We start from the raw sequence: 16,435 nt of genomic DNA on the forward strand, positions 1-16,435 counted from the left end.
ATAAAAGACATCCAACATCTCGAATCTGAAACGGTCAGAACCCGTTATGAGCTGAGCCGTCATCTTGCATATCCCTATGATGAGTATCTCAGAAGTGACATTCTCTCCGATCTGGGCCGGCGATACAATGATCATCCCGCTTATCAGGTCTATATTCAGTTGTTATATAATAACCAGGATCCCATGGAAACCGATGCGTGGTGCGAACATATCTGTCGCCTCGCTCATGGCCACCATGATTCTGAGTATTAGCATTTAGTTACGACTGGTTCAGCTTCCGTGAGGGTGGATCTCACCCTCCGTGAAGCTGGGTCGAAATGACCGTGCAAATGGAGTTTGCCGGTCGGAATATACAAAAACGAGCAAGCTTATTAAAAGCATGCTCGCAGCAATCATCTAAACAAATAACAGCAGGGAAACCGAGAAGATATTACTCCGCTGGTTAATATCCATCGACCCATCGTATTTTTGTAAAACACTTTTAACATTTTCCAGACCTAACCCATGTTGACTCGGTTCCTTATTTGTTGACAGATAGCGATTGCCAACTTTTACACGTTCTCCCTGATAGGGATTTTCCACCAGAATAATTAAACGCCCTTTATCATAGTTTATGTTTGTTTTTATCTGTCTTTCTTCTTCCAAATCAGCAACAGCCTCAATAGCGTTATCCAGTAAGTTTCCTAAAATTATCGCCAAATCAAATGATGGTATGTCCATTTTTTCGGGAATACTCAAATCAAGTGCGATTTTTATATTTTGTTGTTCTGCTGCCTGAATTTTAAAATTTAAAATACTGTCAATATCGATGTTTTCGGTGCACGCATATTGTTTCTTATCGTCATAAACATCAGTCATCTTTGCTAAATGCTTTAAAGCAGCGTCTCTTTCCCCTTTTTCAACCAATGCATAGATAACCGATAAGTGATTACGCAGATCATGCCGCATTGCTTTCGTTGTTTTTAAGGATGACTCCATTAGTTCGAATTGTTTTTGGTAGTATTTGTTTTGCTGGCCAAGCAAAATTTTATCCATTTTATCGACCATCGAAGCTGAAATGACATCATACAAATAAAACGTTGTAAAATTAACAAGTAATATCAGTACCACGCCAATTAAAATCTGCTCCCAGGAAAGACCCGTTGCTTGAAATAAGGTTAGAATAATATATAGAGATGAAATCGGGATTATAATAATTGCTGCCCAATTAGCAAGCGGGATTATTTCTCCTTTTCTGATATTCTTATAATTGTTTAGGATGCGTATGACCAGATATAGCAAAATTTGAAAAATGAACAGTCCATATACTGACGAATAGTTGTTAACGGTTATTAAAGAATACTTAAAATAACCACTCAGCAAGGCAACAATCACCTCAATACACATTCCAATTAAATAAATCATCAATACCGACAAAAGACGCCTTTTAATCCCAGCTTTATAGTTAAATGACAAACCAAAATAAGCAACGATATTACCGATCATCGTAACGACCGGTATATTAATCGTTAAATATACCAGTGCAATAAATATGTAATATCCCGCATAGGATAAGAATTCTATCCTATGATTGACTTCTTTGGTCTCAAAGAAAATATGCATAAATTTATAAACGATATAGGTTCCAAAAATATTGGTTATCAAATATACCATTTCATAGGTGCTTAGCGCCATTAAAGAAACCTCTCACTTTCGTATTTCATCTGAAGTCCTCTGACTTCTTTCCGCTTTAACTGACTAATTGGCAGACAAGCCGAATTTGACATCACAACCTCGTCATACTTAAATTTGGCTACCTGTTCATAATTGATAATATACGATTTGTGAATGGTAATAAACCGATATTTTGCCACTTGCCGAAATACCTCATGGAGTTTGCCATAAAATAATTTTTCCCCGGTTGTGGTCACAATTTTAATTTCTCGATTGACACTCTGAAAATAGATGATGTTTTTTATAGGAATTTTATGTGTCTCCGATCCTATTTTATAACTAAAAATGCCACCTAAACGGTTTGCTAATTTCATGGCCAGTTCAACGTCTTTGATTACTTCATCCGGCTCCACTGGTTTTGACAGAAAATGCATTGGCCGAACCTCAAACAAATCTTTAAAGTAGCTATCTTTACCCGAAACATAGACAATCTGCGTGACCTGGTTGTCCATTTCTTCGCGAATTTTGCGACCCAGATCAAGTCCATTAAAACCCTTCATTTCAATGTCCAAAAAGATTAAATCAAAATTATGTTCACGTTCCATATAAATACCAAGTTTTTCAGCCGAATAAAACACTTCAATTTTCATTTCCTGCAGGGTTGATTTTTTATATTGTAAAATAATACTTTCAATTTCCGAACAGATTCCACGCTGATCATCACAGATTGCGATACTAAACATTCAGGGCACCTTCTCTTTATGGTTTATAAAATCATTTTACATGACAATAAAACAACTGTCCAGTTTAATGTCGCTATTTAATCCGCTAAAGATGTATTTATTTCTTAATCCACAATAAAAAAACGCCACCGTTAATACGATAGCGTCTAAAAAAATGTTCAGTTTTATTTTTAAGTTCCAGCACCCATCATTGGTGCTGTTAATCTTTAGTTATTATTAGTTGATGGCATCCACAGCCGTCATCAACTCCAAAATCGATCCATACCAGTTTTTAATCATATGGCGCATCAGCCCCACCTGTTCAGCTTTGGCCAGCAGCCCAAAGATTGGAATTTTGGAGCCGTAAGCCGCACCAATTTCAGCCCAGGCATCACAGCCGGATGGCCCGACGTAGATAATCAGGTCGGCACTGGTAACCGATGAGATACAAAAATCAAAAACCCGTGTTCCTTCAGCTGACTCAATAAAATGGGTCAGCTCTTTTTGCGAAAGAAAGGCTTCTTCCGGCCGTCCTTCCCGGATCCAGGACAGGATTGTATGGCCCCGGCTTTCCAATAAATCAGTCAGCATTTCAACCGCATGCTGATGCTTCCATGATGCAGCAATATATATTCTCATGATTCCTCCACTTTGCGAATAAGATAAGCTCTTTGTTTATTATAACCGGCTCTACTCTTATTCACAAGTAGCGGTCGTCTTTCCGATTGGGAATACCGTGCTGTACCAGTCAAATTATCATTGGATAATTTATTTTACTGCACTGCCAGCAACTTTGACTTTTTTCTTCTGTGGTTTGGCTTTACTGCCATTGCCGCTAAGCATGATGTACCCCTTACCCACGGATAGCCCTTGCACCACGGTGGTAAACAGTACAATGGCATAGGTCGCTACCAAAAACAGGTTATAGGTTGGGGTCGTCAGCGAGATACTGGTGCCCATAATCAAAGCCAGGCAGAGGCCGCCTTTTAATCCGGCCCAGGTCATAAAGGCAATAAATCTATGGTTTGGCATGCCCTTGCTCTTTGGCGGATTTTTATTAAAGATCATTGATGCATAGACTCCCGCCAGTCTGGCGATGGTATTGAAAACAATCGATCCAATGGCAATGGTGAAGATCATCCCCACTGACAGGGTATTGATGTTTTTGATGTTAAGTAATAATACCCCGACTAGCAAAAATAAGATCCCGTTTAGCAGATTATCGACCACTGACCAGAAGGAATAGAATAAATCACGTAATTCCTCGGTCATACAGATATGATTATTTCGCTGCAGTCCGGCAATGGCAGTGGCATAGTAAAGGCCACAGATCACGGCGGCGATGGGACCCGAGAACGAAAAGTATTCACAAACCAGGTAAGACAGCATTACCGTTAAAATACTGGTAAAGATTTTGATAAAGTTATCATTTGACTGCTTAAACACTTCAAACAACAGAAAAGAGATGATAAAACCGACTGCTACGGCCCCCAAAATTTCGGTAGCCAGACCCCAGGTAAAACTCATCACGGAGACACTGTTGCTCGAAAGTTTTAAAGCCGTCAGCAGGGTTGCAAAAATCGCTACGGCCACCCCGTCATTGAACAAGGCTTCACCTTCAATGATCAGGCCAATGCGTTTGGGTAAACCCGCCTTGGCCAGAATACTCATCGCCGAAATCGGATCGGTTGGCGCCACAATCGCTCCCAGAATACAGGCTTCCAGAAAGGTAATGTTGACATGAATCAGATAGCCCAAACCAAAGAACAAGAGTCCATACACCACTGTTGAGACCAGGGTTCCGATTATTGCCATACTGGCAATTAAAAACTTGTCAGCCTTGAAATCGCCAAATTCAATTCGCGAGGCTCCACTAAAGAGCATAAAGCACAGTACACCTTTAAATAAGAAATCCGTAAAGTCAAATTCGCGGTAGAGATTTAAAAACTCGATCGGGATATGAACCAGATTCAGGTTTCGGCCAATAATATAAAGCACGACAAAGATAAAACCAAAAACAACCAGTCCAATTTCGTAGGGTAGTTTGATTGTTTTTTCATTAATAAAACTAAACACAACGACTAAAAAAAGCAGGGCGCTGAACAGGATGAGCAACTGATCAAAGTTATACATTTCTTTCTCCTTTTGATTCATCAAAAAAATTTGCGCAAAAAAAAGGCGACAACAAAATAGGCTCACCTTGTTATCACCTTTGATACGTCCGAGTCTAAACAACAGTATACTAACTGATTATTGATGTTAACCTAGTATACTTATGAAACTTCCTGAAGTATAGCACTTTGAAATTGATGTGTCAATGGCTTTTTATAATAATTTTACGTGATTTTTTATGTAAACGAGACGCTGTTTTTTCGTTATTTTTCTATCAAACTTTGTCCTGTTTTCGTAGTATATCCATCGGTTTAACTGGTGCGCACATCTGTAGATAATAACGCATTTTAGGGTGGGGCGTCGACTCAATGGTTGTACCCTCGACATCTGTCATCATCGTAATCGTTTGGCTGATAAAACCTTTTCCGGGAATCATAATCTCGACCGTATCACCAATTGACACCTTGTTGCGCTGTTCAATCAGGGCCATGCCGGTGCGCTCATTATATTCCAGCACCAGACCGACAAAATCATAAGCCCGGGTATAACTGCCGGTTCCGTAATTCTGGTCAGCCGCTGTCGTTTTGCCACTATAAAACCCCTTTGTGTAATTACGGTGACTGACCTTGGTAAGCTCCTCATAATAGCTCGCATCAAGCTCAGTTACGCCGGGGTGATCAAGACAATAATCGATGGCCTTACGATAGGCTGACACCACCGTCGCCACATAATAAAGACTTTTCATCCGTCCTTCGATTTTAAAGCTATCGACCCCGGCTTTCATCAGATCGGGAATTTCATCAATCAGACATAAATCCTTGGAGTTGAAAATAAACGAACCGCTGGCATCCTCTTCAATCGAAAACGCTTCATCGGGCCGGGTTTCTTCAATCAAGTGATACTTCCACCGACAGGGATGGGCACAGTCGCCCTGATTGGAATTTCGACCAGTCATGTAATGACTGAGCAGACAACGTCCCGAATAGGAGATACACATCGCACCGTGTACAAATATTTCAATTTCCATTTCCGGCGCCACCTGTTCCCGGATTTCCCGGATTTCACGAAGGCCCAGCTCCCGGGCCAGGACAATCCGTCTGGCGCCCTGGGCATGCCAGAATGCCACACTCCGCCAATTGGTATTGTTGGCTTGGGTGCTCACCGATATTTTTAAGTCCGGCGCCACTTCCCGAACCACCGAAAAAACCCCGGGATCAGCCACGATTACGCCATCAATTCCGAGACTCTGCAGTTCACTGACATAGTCGGGCAGACCTACCAGGTCGTCATTGTGGGGAATCATGTTCAAGGTGACATAAATTTTTTTATTCTGTTCATGAACATACGCAACAGCCTCTGCCAGTTCTTCATTGTCAAAGTTGTCCGCCTTAGCGCGGAGCCCAAATTTCTTGCCGGCGCAATAGACTGCATCGGCACCGTAATGGAGGGCATACTTCAATTTTTCAAAATTTCCTGCCGGTGCTAATAGTTCCGGTTTTTTCATATGTTTCTCCGTTCTTTAACTCTTGTTTAAATTCTCTTCCTATTAATAATAACTAAATCGTTTCAATATTCTTTTTCCAGCTGATTGCCAACCCGTCTCCTAAGGGCAGGATGCTAGTTATCAATTGGGGGTGATTCGAGATGGTTTCCAGATACACCCGCATCCGTTTAACGATAGTTATTTTCCGGCGAATAACCAGCTCATTGGTGGCAATCATACCTTTAAACAGCACATTGTCAGAAATCAATAGTCCACCAGGTTTTAAGCACCGCAAACAATCATCCAGCAAGTGGATATAGTGACCTTTGGCGCCATCTAAAAAAATCATATCATAGGTTTTCTCCAATTTGGCCAGTTTTTCCTGAGCATCCCCGACCATCAGATTAATCTGATTTTTCAGTCCCAGACTGGTAATATTTTCGTCGGCTTGAACCACCATATTTAAATTTCGTTCAATGGTATCCACCTGTCCCAAAGAACCCATGGCTTGGGCAAAAATTGATGCCGAAAACCCGACGGCTGTACCAACTTCCAGAATGGTTCGAATTTTTTGAGCCGCGATCAATAGTTCAATGTGTTTTTGCACTTCTTTATGGATGATCGGAATCGCATCATCCATGGCTCTTTTGCGGAATTCTTCAATTTGGGGACGATCTGCCGGAATTAATCCTCTCAGATAGTCTTCAATATAATCTTGTACAATTTCACTCACTGTTTTTCCTTCAATCTTCTAAAATAATGGCCCCTTTACGGGGCCATCTGGTTGTTTCATTATTGACTAATTCCCCATGTATTTTTCCACATCCTGAAGATGTTCTTCATAGGTTTCATTAAAATATATTTTTCCCGAATTCATATCAGCGACAAAGTATAAATAGTTGGTTTCAGCCGGGTACAAAGCCGCTTCCAGGGATGTTTCGCCAAAAGAGCAAATCGGTCCATAGGGTAATCCGGTATTGATATAGGTATTATAGGGCGATGGAAATTGGGTTTGTTCAGTGGTTAAAACGGCTGTTTTTTCACCCCGGGCATAATCCACCGTGATATCAGACTGCAGCGGCATATTGGCAGCAATCCGGTTGTAAAAGACACTGGCGGCATTGGCTTTATCTTCAACCAGTTTGGTTTCCAATTCCACAATCGACGCCATAATGACAATCTCATCCACGGTTTTACCCATTTCTTTGGTTCGTTTTAAATAGTCCTGATCATAAACCTCCACAAAACGATCCAACATGGCGGTTACAACTTCTGATGGCTCAGTATCCGGTGAAAAGCTATAGGTATCAGGAAAGAGGTAGCCCTCCAGAGTGCGGCTCACCCCATCTTTTTCAGTCAGGGGAATGCTACTGAGGATCGGATAATTTTTTTGATATTCGGCCACTTTCTTTGTTTCTTCAATAAAGGCATCAGCATCGCAGACATTCTTTTCTTCTAAAATTTCGGCAAATTCAGAAATATTGCGGCCTTCCGGAATGGTCACGGTAGCATCAGCGACATCACCGCTGACCAGACGGTCTAAAATCTGTTGAGCGGATTCGGTGGGACTGAAGGCATAATAGCCCGATTGGATCTGGTTGGCGGTATTTTCTTTCTTGGCCAGCATTTCAAAGGCAAAAGCATCCCGGATCAGGTTATTTTCTGCCAATGTCTCGGCGACCTCACTGATCACGGCCCCATCGTCAATTTGAACATAGACAAGCTCTCCATCGCCTACTGGTTCTAACATTTGACCAATAAAATAATTAAAACTGAATATCCCAGTTGCGCCAAAAACGACTAATAATAACAGTATAATGGCAATAAGTTTTCCCGTTTTACGGGACGAGGGTCTGGTTTGATTGCTTCGATTACGCATCGTTCACCTGCTTTCATTTCTAAAACCATAAAAAGAATATAGGACCGCGATAGAGGTGGGCACCTATATTCTTTTTAAAATTGTTTCTATTTGAATGGTTGTTTAAGCGCCACAGCCTTCTTCTTCGGAATCAAACAGATGCATCCCCAGATCGACAGCCTTTGCCATAATATCGGTAATGTCCTGAAAAATCACGGAAAAATACATTTGCGCCTGAAAAAAATCGGCAATTTCCGGAATGCCCATAATGGTATTGGCTAAGGTGTTATACGCCGTGATCTGCTCTTCGGATAATTCATTGCCCAGCATTTGAAAGGACTGAATTTCCATCTGTCTGCGCATATAATCCTTGGCCATTTCAAATTTTTCCGGATCCTGTTCCAGTTTTTCTTTTGCCGCTACAAAATTCTTGTATTCGGTGCATTCTTTCAGGGCTCGTGCCAAATTGTTGGCTTCATCATATACATTCATACCTTACTCCTCATTTAAAATTATAGTGGTAACTGTAAACATTTTTTACAATCACCCGATTCAATTTATACTTCCATCAAGATGGGCAGTATCATCGGTTTTCTTTGGGTTTTTTCATAGAGATATTTAAACAAGCTTTCCCGAATCACATTTTTGATGGAATTCCAGTCAATAATACCCTTTTCTTCACAAGATATCAAGGCTTTCTTGACCTCTTCCCGGGCATTATTGATCAGTTCTTCTGATTCTCTTACATAAACAAAGCCCCGGGAGATAATATCCGGTCCTGAAACCGCTTTGCCTTTATGCATGGTGCACACTACAATGAAAAGACCATCTTCTGACAATCGCTTCCGGTCATTAAGAACGATATTACCAATATCGCCAACACCCAGTCCATCAACCAGAATCGGCTCCGCCTGAGTTTTGCCGACAACCTGGACACTCCGTTTATCAATTTCCAGAATATTGCCGTTTTCAGCAATAAAGGTTCTTTCTTTATTCATTCCCACATTTTGGGCCAGCTCAGCATGCTGCATCAGCATCCGACTTTCACCATGGACAGGAAGAAAGTGTTTGGGCTTGACTAGGGTAATCATCAGTTTTAATTCTTCCTGACGGGCATGACCAGAAACGTGGATTTCAGCAAAGCGTCCGTAAACAACATCCGATCCCAGTTCCACCAGTTTATTAATCACTTCAGAAACCATTTTCTCGTTTCCCGGTACCGGTGATGCGGAAATAATAACCATATCTTCTTTTTTTATGGTCAGGTGACGGTGCTCACCCAATGCCATTCTTCCCAGTGCTGCCATCGGCTCGCCCTGGCTGCCAGTGGTAATGATAACCAGTTCTTTGTCTTTATAGTTTTTGATATCTTTTAGTTGAACCAATACGTTGGGTGGTATTTTCATGTATCCCAAATCCATGGCCACTTCGGTGACGTTTTCCATACTTCGGCCACAAATAATGACTTTTCGATTATATTCAACCGCAGCGTCAATTACCTGTTGCAGCCGATGGACATTGGAGGCAAAGGTGGTTACGATAATTCTCCCTTTAGCTCCTCGAAACAAATTATACAAGGTTGGTCCCACGGTACTTTCTGAGGGTGTAAACCCAGCCCCTTCAACATTGGTACTGTCTGACATCAGCAGATCCACACCCTGGGAACCAATTTTGGCAAATCGCTGCAAGTCGATTATTTCGCCGCCAATGGGATGATAGTCAATTTTAAAATCACCGGTATGGACAACGGTTGCTGCTGCACATTTGATACAGAGTCCCACGGCATCGGCGATACTGTGGTTGACCCGGATAAACTCAACATTAAATTCGCCAATATCAATCCGATCTTTGGGCTTAACAATAATTCGTGTAGTTTTTGTTAATAAGCCATGTTCCTTCAGCTTTTTATCGATCAGGCCCACAGTGAATTTGGTCGCATAAATGGGGATATTGATCTTTTTCAAGAGATAAACCAGCCCCCCAATATGATCCTCATGGCCATGGGTGATAACGACCCCTTTAATCTTTTCCTGATTTTCGATCAGGTAATTAAAATCCGGTAGGACGATATCGATTCCGAACATATCATCATCGGGAAACTTGAGACCGCAATCGACAAGAATGATGTCATCCTTGTACTCAAATACGTTCAGGTTCTTCCCGATTTCACCTAGGCCTCCTAGTGGTATTAATCTCAGCTTATCTTTGTTTTTCTGAGCCTGAGGTTTTCGTCTGGATCGTGAACGACCTTCCAGTCGTTGGGCCCCCGTTGTTATTAAGTTTTTGTTTTCAGTCAAATTGTTCTCCTTTCGTTATTCCATAACAATCCGAACAGTATCCGTACACCTTAAGTTCGTGATTGATTATAATAAACTCCTTCTTTTCTTCGATTTCTTTTTCCAGAACTTCCAGGAAATCGTCTTGCATTTCGATAACCTTTCCGCACTTTAAACAAATTAAATGATGATGCCAGTGTTTTTCATCCAACTCGCAGAGTTCGTACCGAGCAAAGCCATCATCAAAGTTACGTTTGGTAATGAATCCCATTTCTTCCAATATTTGCACCGTTCGATAAATGGTCGACATTCCCACATCAGGATTGCGCTGTTTAACACCCTGAAATAATTCTTCAACACTAAAGTGCTGCTCCCTGAAGGTCATCAAAACCTCAATGGTAACCAGACGCTGAGGGGTTACTTTGTTCCCTCTTTTTCTGAGCGCATCCACAATTTGTTTTTGGTTATTCATGGTTGTCACACCTCTTTTACAGTCTCTTCTGATAAAACAGTTACAGGCAACTCGCTGATCATTTCTATATTTACTCCATCAATATCACAGGAAAGCGCACGGATCTCTATTCCCAGACTATGACATTGACCCAATAAACGTGAAAATTTGGGATCCATTTTTTTGTTCGGTTGAAACGATTTCGCATCATTGCGTTGCACAACAAAAATAACCCCGGCATGGTACCCCTCCTGGTGAGCCCTGAGTAATTCGGCAAGGTGTTTAGATCCCCGCTCCGTTGGTGCATCGGGAAACATGGCAATCTGATCCACCACCAGATTGACGCTTTTGACCTCGTAATAGGCATATTCGCCACCTTTAAGACAGGCCAGGTCAAACCGACTGTTGCCGTAGGTTACTTCTTGCTTGAGTTCTGAAACATCTGCTTGAGCGTTTAAAAATTCGTAGGCAATCTGGTTAGCCAACATCGAATTGACCGAGACCCAATGGCCGTCTTTTTCGACCAGCAACAGGGTATAGTCGGTTTTACGATGCGGCGCCGGATTCCATGCCAAAATGGCCCGTACCCCAGAAACAAGAAGCTCGCTCATGCGACCGGTATTGGGCACATGAGCGACGATCTCTTCCTGATTAATCATTACCTTGGCAATAAACCGATTGGGTCGGCTAAGAAATATCCCACTTACAAGGGGATATTTACTCAACTTCACCTTCATCTTCGTCTTCCTCAAAATCTTCGTATTCTTCGTCCATAATGCGATCATATTCCGCTTCAATTAAAGCAAATTCTGCTTCATCTTCAACCGGAACCAGAATTTCTCCTTCTTCGTCTTCATCGATAAAGAAAGCAAAAACATCATCACTTTCTTCACCTTCGGTTAACAGCACATAGGTCTTTTCGCCGAGCGGAAATGAAATCTCTAAATCAAACTCTCTTGCAACGCCATTTTCATCTTCTAAAATAATTTTTTCTTCCATATCAACTTCTCTTTCAACTTTATTTTTTTCGTTCATAATCTTGTAATTATACCTTTTTATGCTTAAACAATCCATTATTTATGAACTATTTAACGGCCCGATCCATATAGGATTGGAGGATCATCTGGGCAGCCAGCATATCAATGTAGTCTTTGCGGTTCTCCCGGGAAACGTTACCTTCAATCAGCACTTTTTCAGACCAGGATGAGGTTAATCGTTCATCAATGTAGATGATTTCAATCTTCAGCCGTTTCTTGATAAACTGACAAAAGTTTATTGTTTTTCGGGTTTGAGCCGATTCTGAACCATCCATATTCAGGGGCAGTCCGGCTACTACTTTTTTGATCTCATATCTGGCAATGAGGTCACGAAACGCTTCTAAATCATCATCCCGGGTCTTTCGCTTAAGGGTCATCACCCCCTGGGCAGTAATCTGTAAGGGGTCCGTCACAGCCACCCCAATCCGTTTGTCGCCGACATCAATTCCTAAAATTCTTTCCATTCATAATCCCATCTGTTTATTTTGGCTGTTTAAATCACCTTAATACAAAAATCTCTGCAAGCAGCACTGCAATAGCAACAAAGCACACATTTCTTTTGATCCACCCGAGCTTTGCCATCCGCTACGCTCAGGGCCTGCTGGTTACAACGCCGCACACATTCCCCGCAACCGCTGCACCAGTCACTGATATGCAGCTTTTTGGGAGCACTGGCAACCGCACTCTCCAACCCTTCGGGTATCACTTCACCGTTAAATTTTTTTACATTATACTGCACTTCGTCAACTGATTGAACCCCAATGGCAATGGCATCCAGATCGCTTAAATTTAAAACAAACTCAAAACTGGCCTGTTTTTGAGAAAGCAAATTCCCGCCACCTAATGGCTTCATCCCATAAATGCCCTTCCCCAGGATTTTGGCCTGATGAATGGCGGCGACCATTTCATCCGTCGTTCCATCTTCAATACCGATACCAGTCAAATTGATCAGTGGATGAATCACCTCCAATTCGGGAAAAAGACTGGCCCCAGAAACACCTTCCACCCGATGGGTGGAAATCCCAATGGCTCTGACTTTTCCCGCCTGTCTTGCAGCAATCAACGCCTCGATGGCTTCCCAATGACCTTCGATGGTTTTGCGACTTTCCTGCTCATGGAGCAGGTAAAGATCAATATAATCGCGACCCAACTCAGTCAGGGCCCGATGAAGACTTTTCTGGACCCCAACTGCTGTATAGTCATAGGACTTTGTAGCAATCACCACCTCATGCTGCATCTGAATTGCCTGCCGCAAGTGATCATAATTATTATAGAGATCGGCGGTATCAAAGAAATTCACGCCACCATCTAAGGCGGCAGCGATGATTTCCCGACTCTCCCGAAGGGGTTTGTTCTTCTGAAGGGGACCTATGGTCAAGCTACCAAAGCACATTCGCGATACCATAATGCCGGTATTACCAAGCGTATTCATTTTCATCTGCAAATCGTTTCCTAACCACAAGCTTAATGTTTGTGCGCCTTTGTTTTCCTTAACCTAAGCAAAACAAAATAGGACTGCCTCGGTTGAGACAGCCCCAAATTTTCAGCCTACTAAATACTTTTTAAGTAACGTCGTACAAGTTCTTCGAGTAACTCATCCCGCTCAATTTTCTGTATGGCATTTCGCGCTTCTCTGTGACTTGTGATATAGGTCGGATCTCCTGACATGACATAACCTACAATTTGATTGACGGGGTTATACCCTTTTTCAACTAGAGCCTTATGTACATTGCGCATCACTTCGTCGATCTTCTGAGACTTTTCGCTATCGACCTCAAACATAATGGTTCCTCGATCAATCACCGTATTTTCTCCCATTGTCATCTGACCTCCTTCACAATCAATTTATATCATTTTAACCCATCGTAAAAGAAAAGACAAGTCATATGACGTAATTTTTCTTTTTCTTAATAAATTAATTCAACTGCTCCCGAATGCAGGCCTCACCCTTTGACAAGGATTCTGCCAGTTTTTCTGGTAGTTTCCCCCCAGCCTGCGCCATATCCGGGCGTCCTCCACCACCTCCGCCAGCGATTGTCGCCACTTCTTTAATGACTTTACCAGCGTGGAAGCCGCGTTTAACGATGTCCGGAGTAGCTGTTGCAACAAAATTAACCTTACCATCCAGCGCACTGCCCAACAAGACAACCCCGGAGCCCATTCGATCTTTTAATAAATCCCCGATGGTTCGTAGCTCTTCCATGGGCATTTTTTCCACTTCAGCAATGGTCACCTGAACACCACTGATGATCTCCATTTTCTGGTGAATATCCATAATCGCATTGCCGGCAAATTTTTGTTTCAGTTCGGCAATGGTTCGTTCCTTCTGTTTGTTGGTTTCAGCCAGTTCCGTTACTTTTTCCAACAATTGATCGGGATTGGTTTTCATCAGGTTGGACACCTCAATCAGGGTGTCGTCCATTTTTTCGACCAGATGCCAGGCGTTAAAACCGGTTGCCGCTTCAATTCGACGGACACCGGCTGCTACACCGCCTTCACTGATGATCTTAAACATCCCCACCTTGGCTGAATTACTGATATGACAGCCGCCGCAAAGTTCGGTACTGAAATCACCAACCTTGACAACCCGGACAATCTCACCATATTTCTCGCCAAATAAAGCGGTTGCTCCCAGTTCTTTGGCCTTGTCAATATTGGTTTCAAAAATCGAGACATCATAAGCTGCTAAAATAGCGGTGTTAACAATATCTTCCACCTGTCGTTTTTCATCCCGGGTCATCGCCTGGAAATGGTTGAAGTCAAAACGTAAACGATCCGGTGATACAAACGATCCGGCCTGTTCGACATGATCACCTAAGACCTGTTTTAAGGCTTTGTGCAATAAGTGGGTGGAGGTGTGGTTTCGCTGTACCGCATCTCTTAATTCTTTATTAACCTCGGTAATGACGCTTTCGCCAACCTTAAAGGTTCCCGATTTAACGATCCCGGAATGAATATGGCGGCTCAGGCTGCCTTTTTTACAATCACGGATTTCAATTAAACCATCGCCTTTTTGGATCACGCCATGATCGCCGGTTTGTCCGCCACTTTCAGCATAAAACGATGTCTGATCAAGTAATACCAACACCTCATCTCCGGCCTTGGCTTCATCCACCAGGGCTTCATTCACATAGAGCCCTAAGATGGTTCCTTCAGCTTCGAGGTTATCATAGCCGACAAAGGTATTAACCGCATCCGGACCCAGAGGATTAAAGGGATCGTCCGCCCATACAGCCAGATCACTGTTCAAACGGTCCTGGCGAGCCCGTTCACGCTGTACCTGCATCTCTTTTTCAAACTCGGACTCAAAAATATTAAGTCCCCGTTCCATAATAATCTCTTTGGTCAGATCAAAGGGGAAACCATAGGTATCATAGAGTTTAAATGCGCCTTGTCCAGGAAATGTTTTTTCTTCCATTTCCAGTAGTCGATCAATCTCTTTATTCAAAATGACCAGACCCTGATCAATGGTTTCTTTAAAGCGTTCTTCTTCAATCCGGATCAGTTTTTGAATAAAGTCCTGTTTTTCACGCAGTTCGGGATAAGCGCCTTCCGAAACCCGAATTGCCTCTTTGGCCACATCATATAGGAACAGATCCTTGATCCCCAATAATTTGCCGTGACGAACAGCCCGACGCAGCAACCGCCGCAATACATACCCCCGGCCTTCATTCCCTGGCATAACCCCATCCGCAATCATAAAGGTGACACTGCGGATATGATCAGTAACAACCCGGATCGAAATATCATCCTGTGGGTCATCGCCATAGGTTACTCCAGCTTTTTTACAGATATAGTTGAGCACATGGCCAACCGTATCTATTTCAAAAATCGTTCCGACCCCCTGCATCACGACGGCCAAACGTTCCAACCCCATCCCGGTATCAATATTGGGTTTAGGCAAGGGATTATAGTTGCCCGCTTCATCTTTATCAAACTGGGTGAAGACCAGGTTCCAGAACTCAACATAGCGGTCGCAATCACAGCCAACCCCGCAGGTGGGACTGTCACAGCCAAATTCTTCGCCACGATCAAAATAAAGCTCGGAACAGGGGCCACAGGGTCCTAAACCATGCTCCCAGAAATTATCCTCTTTTCCCATCCGGACAATTTTTTCTTTGGGAATACCGACGTCTTCGTTCCAGATTTTAAAGGCTTCATCATCATCCAAATAAATAGTAATCCAGATCTTATCTTCTGGTATTTCCATCACCTTGGTGCAAAATTCCCAGGCCCAGGGAATCGCTTCTTTTTTAAAATAATCGCCGAAAGAAAAGTTTCCCAGCATTTCAAAAAAAGTACCATGTCTTGCCGTTTTTCCGACATTTTCAATATCCGGGGTACGAATACACTTCTGACAGGTGGTAACCCGATTACGGGGCGGAATTTCGTCGCCGGTAAAATAGGGTTTCAGCGGTGCCATCCCCGAGTTAATCAGTAACAAGCTCTTGTCATTAATGGGCACTAACGGAAAACTGTTTAACCGCAAATGCCCCTTTTCTTCAAAAAATGCCAGATATTTTTCTCTAATTTCATTTAATCCTAATGGTTTCATTTTTTCTCCTATTCAAATTTTGATTTTCTAATTTAAAAGCTTTTAATGCCTTCCGGTGTTTGTAAAACAAAAAAATCCCCTGCAAGTCTGCAAGGGACGGTTTAATCCGCGGTACCACCCAAATTAGCTGCAAAATCATTGGCAACTCACTTTACTAAATAACGGTTTCCCGACTGAAAATACTGATCGAATATGGGATTACGACTTTCTTCTTCAGCTGCTCAAACGGGGCAACTCTAAACCAACGATAAAAGACTTTCAGCCGCGTCTCTCTCTCTGAAATGGTTG

The 16,435-nt window shown here is 42.5% G+C and carries 16 protein-coding genes, 1 pseudogene and 1 other annotated feature (1 of these 18 cut by a window edge); of the genes and pseudogenes, 1 reads left to right on the forward strand and 16 read right to left on the reverse strand.

The features are described from left to right. Nucleotides 1-252, forward strand: a pseudogene (locus ACWI_RS19010) (hypothetical protein); the annotation flags it as partial. A gap of 144 nt (nt 253-396) precedes the next feature. Here the strand turns inward: ACWI_RS19010 and ACWI_RS08710 are convergent. The 16 genes from ACWI_RS08710 to alaS form a co-directional block, all read right to left on the reverse strand. Next, a complete protein-coding gene (locus tag ACWI_RS08710) occupies nt 397-1,674 on the reverse strand; it encodes a sensor histidine kinase (RefSeq protein ID WP_070371054.1) in 1,278 nt (425 codons plus the stop codon). Beyond that, nucleotides 1,674-2,396: a LytR/AlgR family response regulator transcription factor gene (locus tag ACWI_RS08715; protein ID WP_070371055.1), complete on the reverse strand. Its 723-nt coding sequence runs from the start codon at nt 2,394-2,396 to the stop codon at nt 1,674-1,676. The genes ACWI_RS08710 and ACWI_RS08715 overlap by 1 nt, the downstream gene beginning before the upstream one ends. Before the next feature lie 216 nt (nt 2,397-2,612). Next, nucleotides 2,613-3,014: a hypothetical protein gene (locus ACWI_RS08720; RefSeq protein WP_070371056.1), complete on the reverse strand. Its 402-nt coding sequence runs from the start codon at nt 3,012-3,014 to the stop codon at nt 2,613-2,615. 129 nt (nt 3,015-3,143) lie between these two features. Further along, nucleotides 3,144-4,508: a cation:proton antiporter gene (locus ACWI_RS08725; protein WP_070371057.1), complete on the reverse strand. Its 1,365-nt coding sequence runs from the start codon at nt 4,506-4,508 to the stop codon at nt 3,144-3,146. Nucleotides 4,509-4,761: 253 nt separating this feature from the next. Beyond that, nucleotides 4,762-5,991 carry a peptidase U32 family protein gene (locus ACWI_RS08730; RefSeq protein ID WP_070371058.1) on the reverse strand — a complete coding sequence of 410 codons (1,230 nt, stop codon included), beginning with the start codon at nt 5,989-5,991 and terminating at the stop codon, nt 4,762-4,764. Between the two features lie 52 nt (nt 5,992-6,043). Next, the gene (locus ACWI_RS08735) at nt 6,044-6,703 is read right to left on the reverse strand and encodes an O-methyltransferase (RefSeq protein WP_070371059.1); all 660 of its coding nucleotides are present in this window, start codon (nt 6,701-6,703) and stop codon (nt 6,044-6,046) included. A gap of 66 nt (nt 6,704-6,769) precedes the next feature. Then, a complete protein-coding gene (gene mltG / locus ACWI_RS08740) occupies nt 6,770-7,849 on the reverse strand; it encodes an endolytic transglycosylase MltG (RefSeq protein WP_070371060.1) in 1,080 nt (359 codons plus the stop codon). A gap of 102 nt (nt 7,850-7,951) precedes the next feature. Beyond that, nucleotides 7,952-8,320, reverse strand: a complete 369-nt coding sequence (locus tag ACWI_RS08745; protein ID WP_070371061.1) for a YlbF/YmcA family competence regulator — start codon at nt 8,318-8,320, stop codon at nt 7,952-7,954. Between the two features lie 65 nt (nt 8,321-8,385). Further along, complete coding sequence (locus ACWI_RS08750; protein WP_070371102.1) at nt 8,386-10,083, reverse strand: ribonuclease J; 1,698 nt, start codon at nt 10,081-10,083, stop codon at nt 8,386-8,388. 34 nt (nt 10,084-10,117) lie between these two features. After that, the gene (locus tag ACWI_RS08755; RefSeq protein ID WP_070371062.1) at nt 10,118-10,576 is read right to left on the reverse strand and encodes a Fur family transcriptional regulator; all 459 of its coding nucleotides are present in this window, start codon (nt 10,574-10,576) and stop codon (nt 10,118-10,120) included. 5 nt (nt 10,577-10,581) lie between these two features. Further along, nucleotides 10,582-11,292, reverse strand: a complete 711-nt coding sequence (gene sfsA, locus ACWI_RS08760) for a DNA/RNA nuclease SfsA (RefSeq protein ID WP_175440926.1) — start codon at nt 11,290-11,292, stop codon at nt 10,582-10,584. Continuing rightward, nucleotides 11,273-11,554 (reverse strand): DUF1292 domain-containing protein, encoded by a 282-nt coding sequence (locus ACWI_RS08765; protein ID WP_070371104.1) that lies wholly within the window; start codon nt 11,552-11,554, stop codon nt 11,273-11,275. The genes sfsA and ACWI_RS08765 overlap by 20 nt, the downstream gene beginning before the upstream one ends. Nucleotides 11,555-11,639: 85 nt before the next feature. Beyond that, nucleotides 11,640-12,056 (reverse strand): Holliday junction resolvase RuvX, encoded by a 417-nt coding sequence (ruvX, locus tag ACWI_RS08770; RefSeq protein WP_070371063.1) that lies wholly within the window; start codon nt 12,054-12,056, stop codon nt 11,640-11,642. A gap of 29 nt (nt 12,057-12,085) precedes the next feature. Next, on the reverse strand, nt 12,086-13,030 hold the full coding sequence (locus tag ACWI_RS08775; protein WP_070371064.1) for an aldo/keto reductase: 945 nt from the start codon (nt 13,028-13,030) through the stop codon (nt 12,086-12,088). 113 nt (nt 13,031-13,143) lie between these two features. Then, nucleotides 13,144-13,410: an IreB family regulatory phosphoprotein gene (locus ACWI_RS08780; protein ID WP_014355374.1), complete on the reverse strand. Its 267-nt coding sequence runs from the start codon at nt 13,408-13,410 to the stop codon at nt 13,144-13,146. Nucleotides 13,411-13,507: 97 nt separating this feature from the next. After that, nucleotides 13,508-16,147 (reverse strand): alanine--tRNA ligase, encoded by a 2,640-nt coding sequence (alaS, locus tag ACWI_RS08785; RefSeq protein WP_070371065.1) that lies wholly within the window; start codon nt 16,145-16,147, stop codon nt 13,508-13,510. Between the two features lie 89 nt (nt 16,148-16,236). After that, nucleotides 16,237-16,435: a binding site (T-box leader), on the reverse strand (it continues 31 nt past the right edge of the window).

The organism is Acetobacterium wieringae, from assembly GCF_001766835.1.
Lineage (GTDB): Bacteria > Bacillota > Clostridia > Eubacteriales > Eubacteriaceae > Acetobacterium > Acetobacterium wieringae.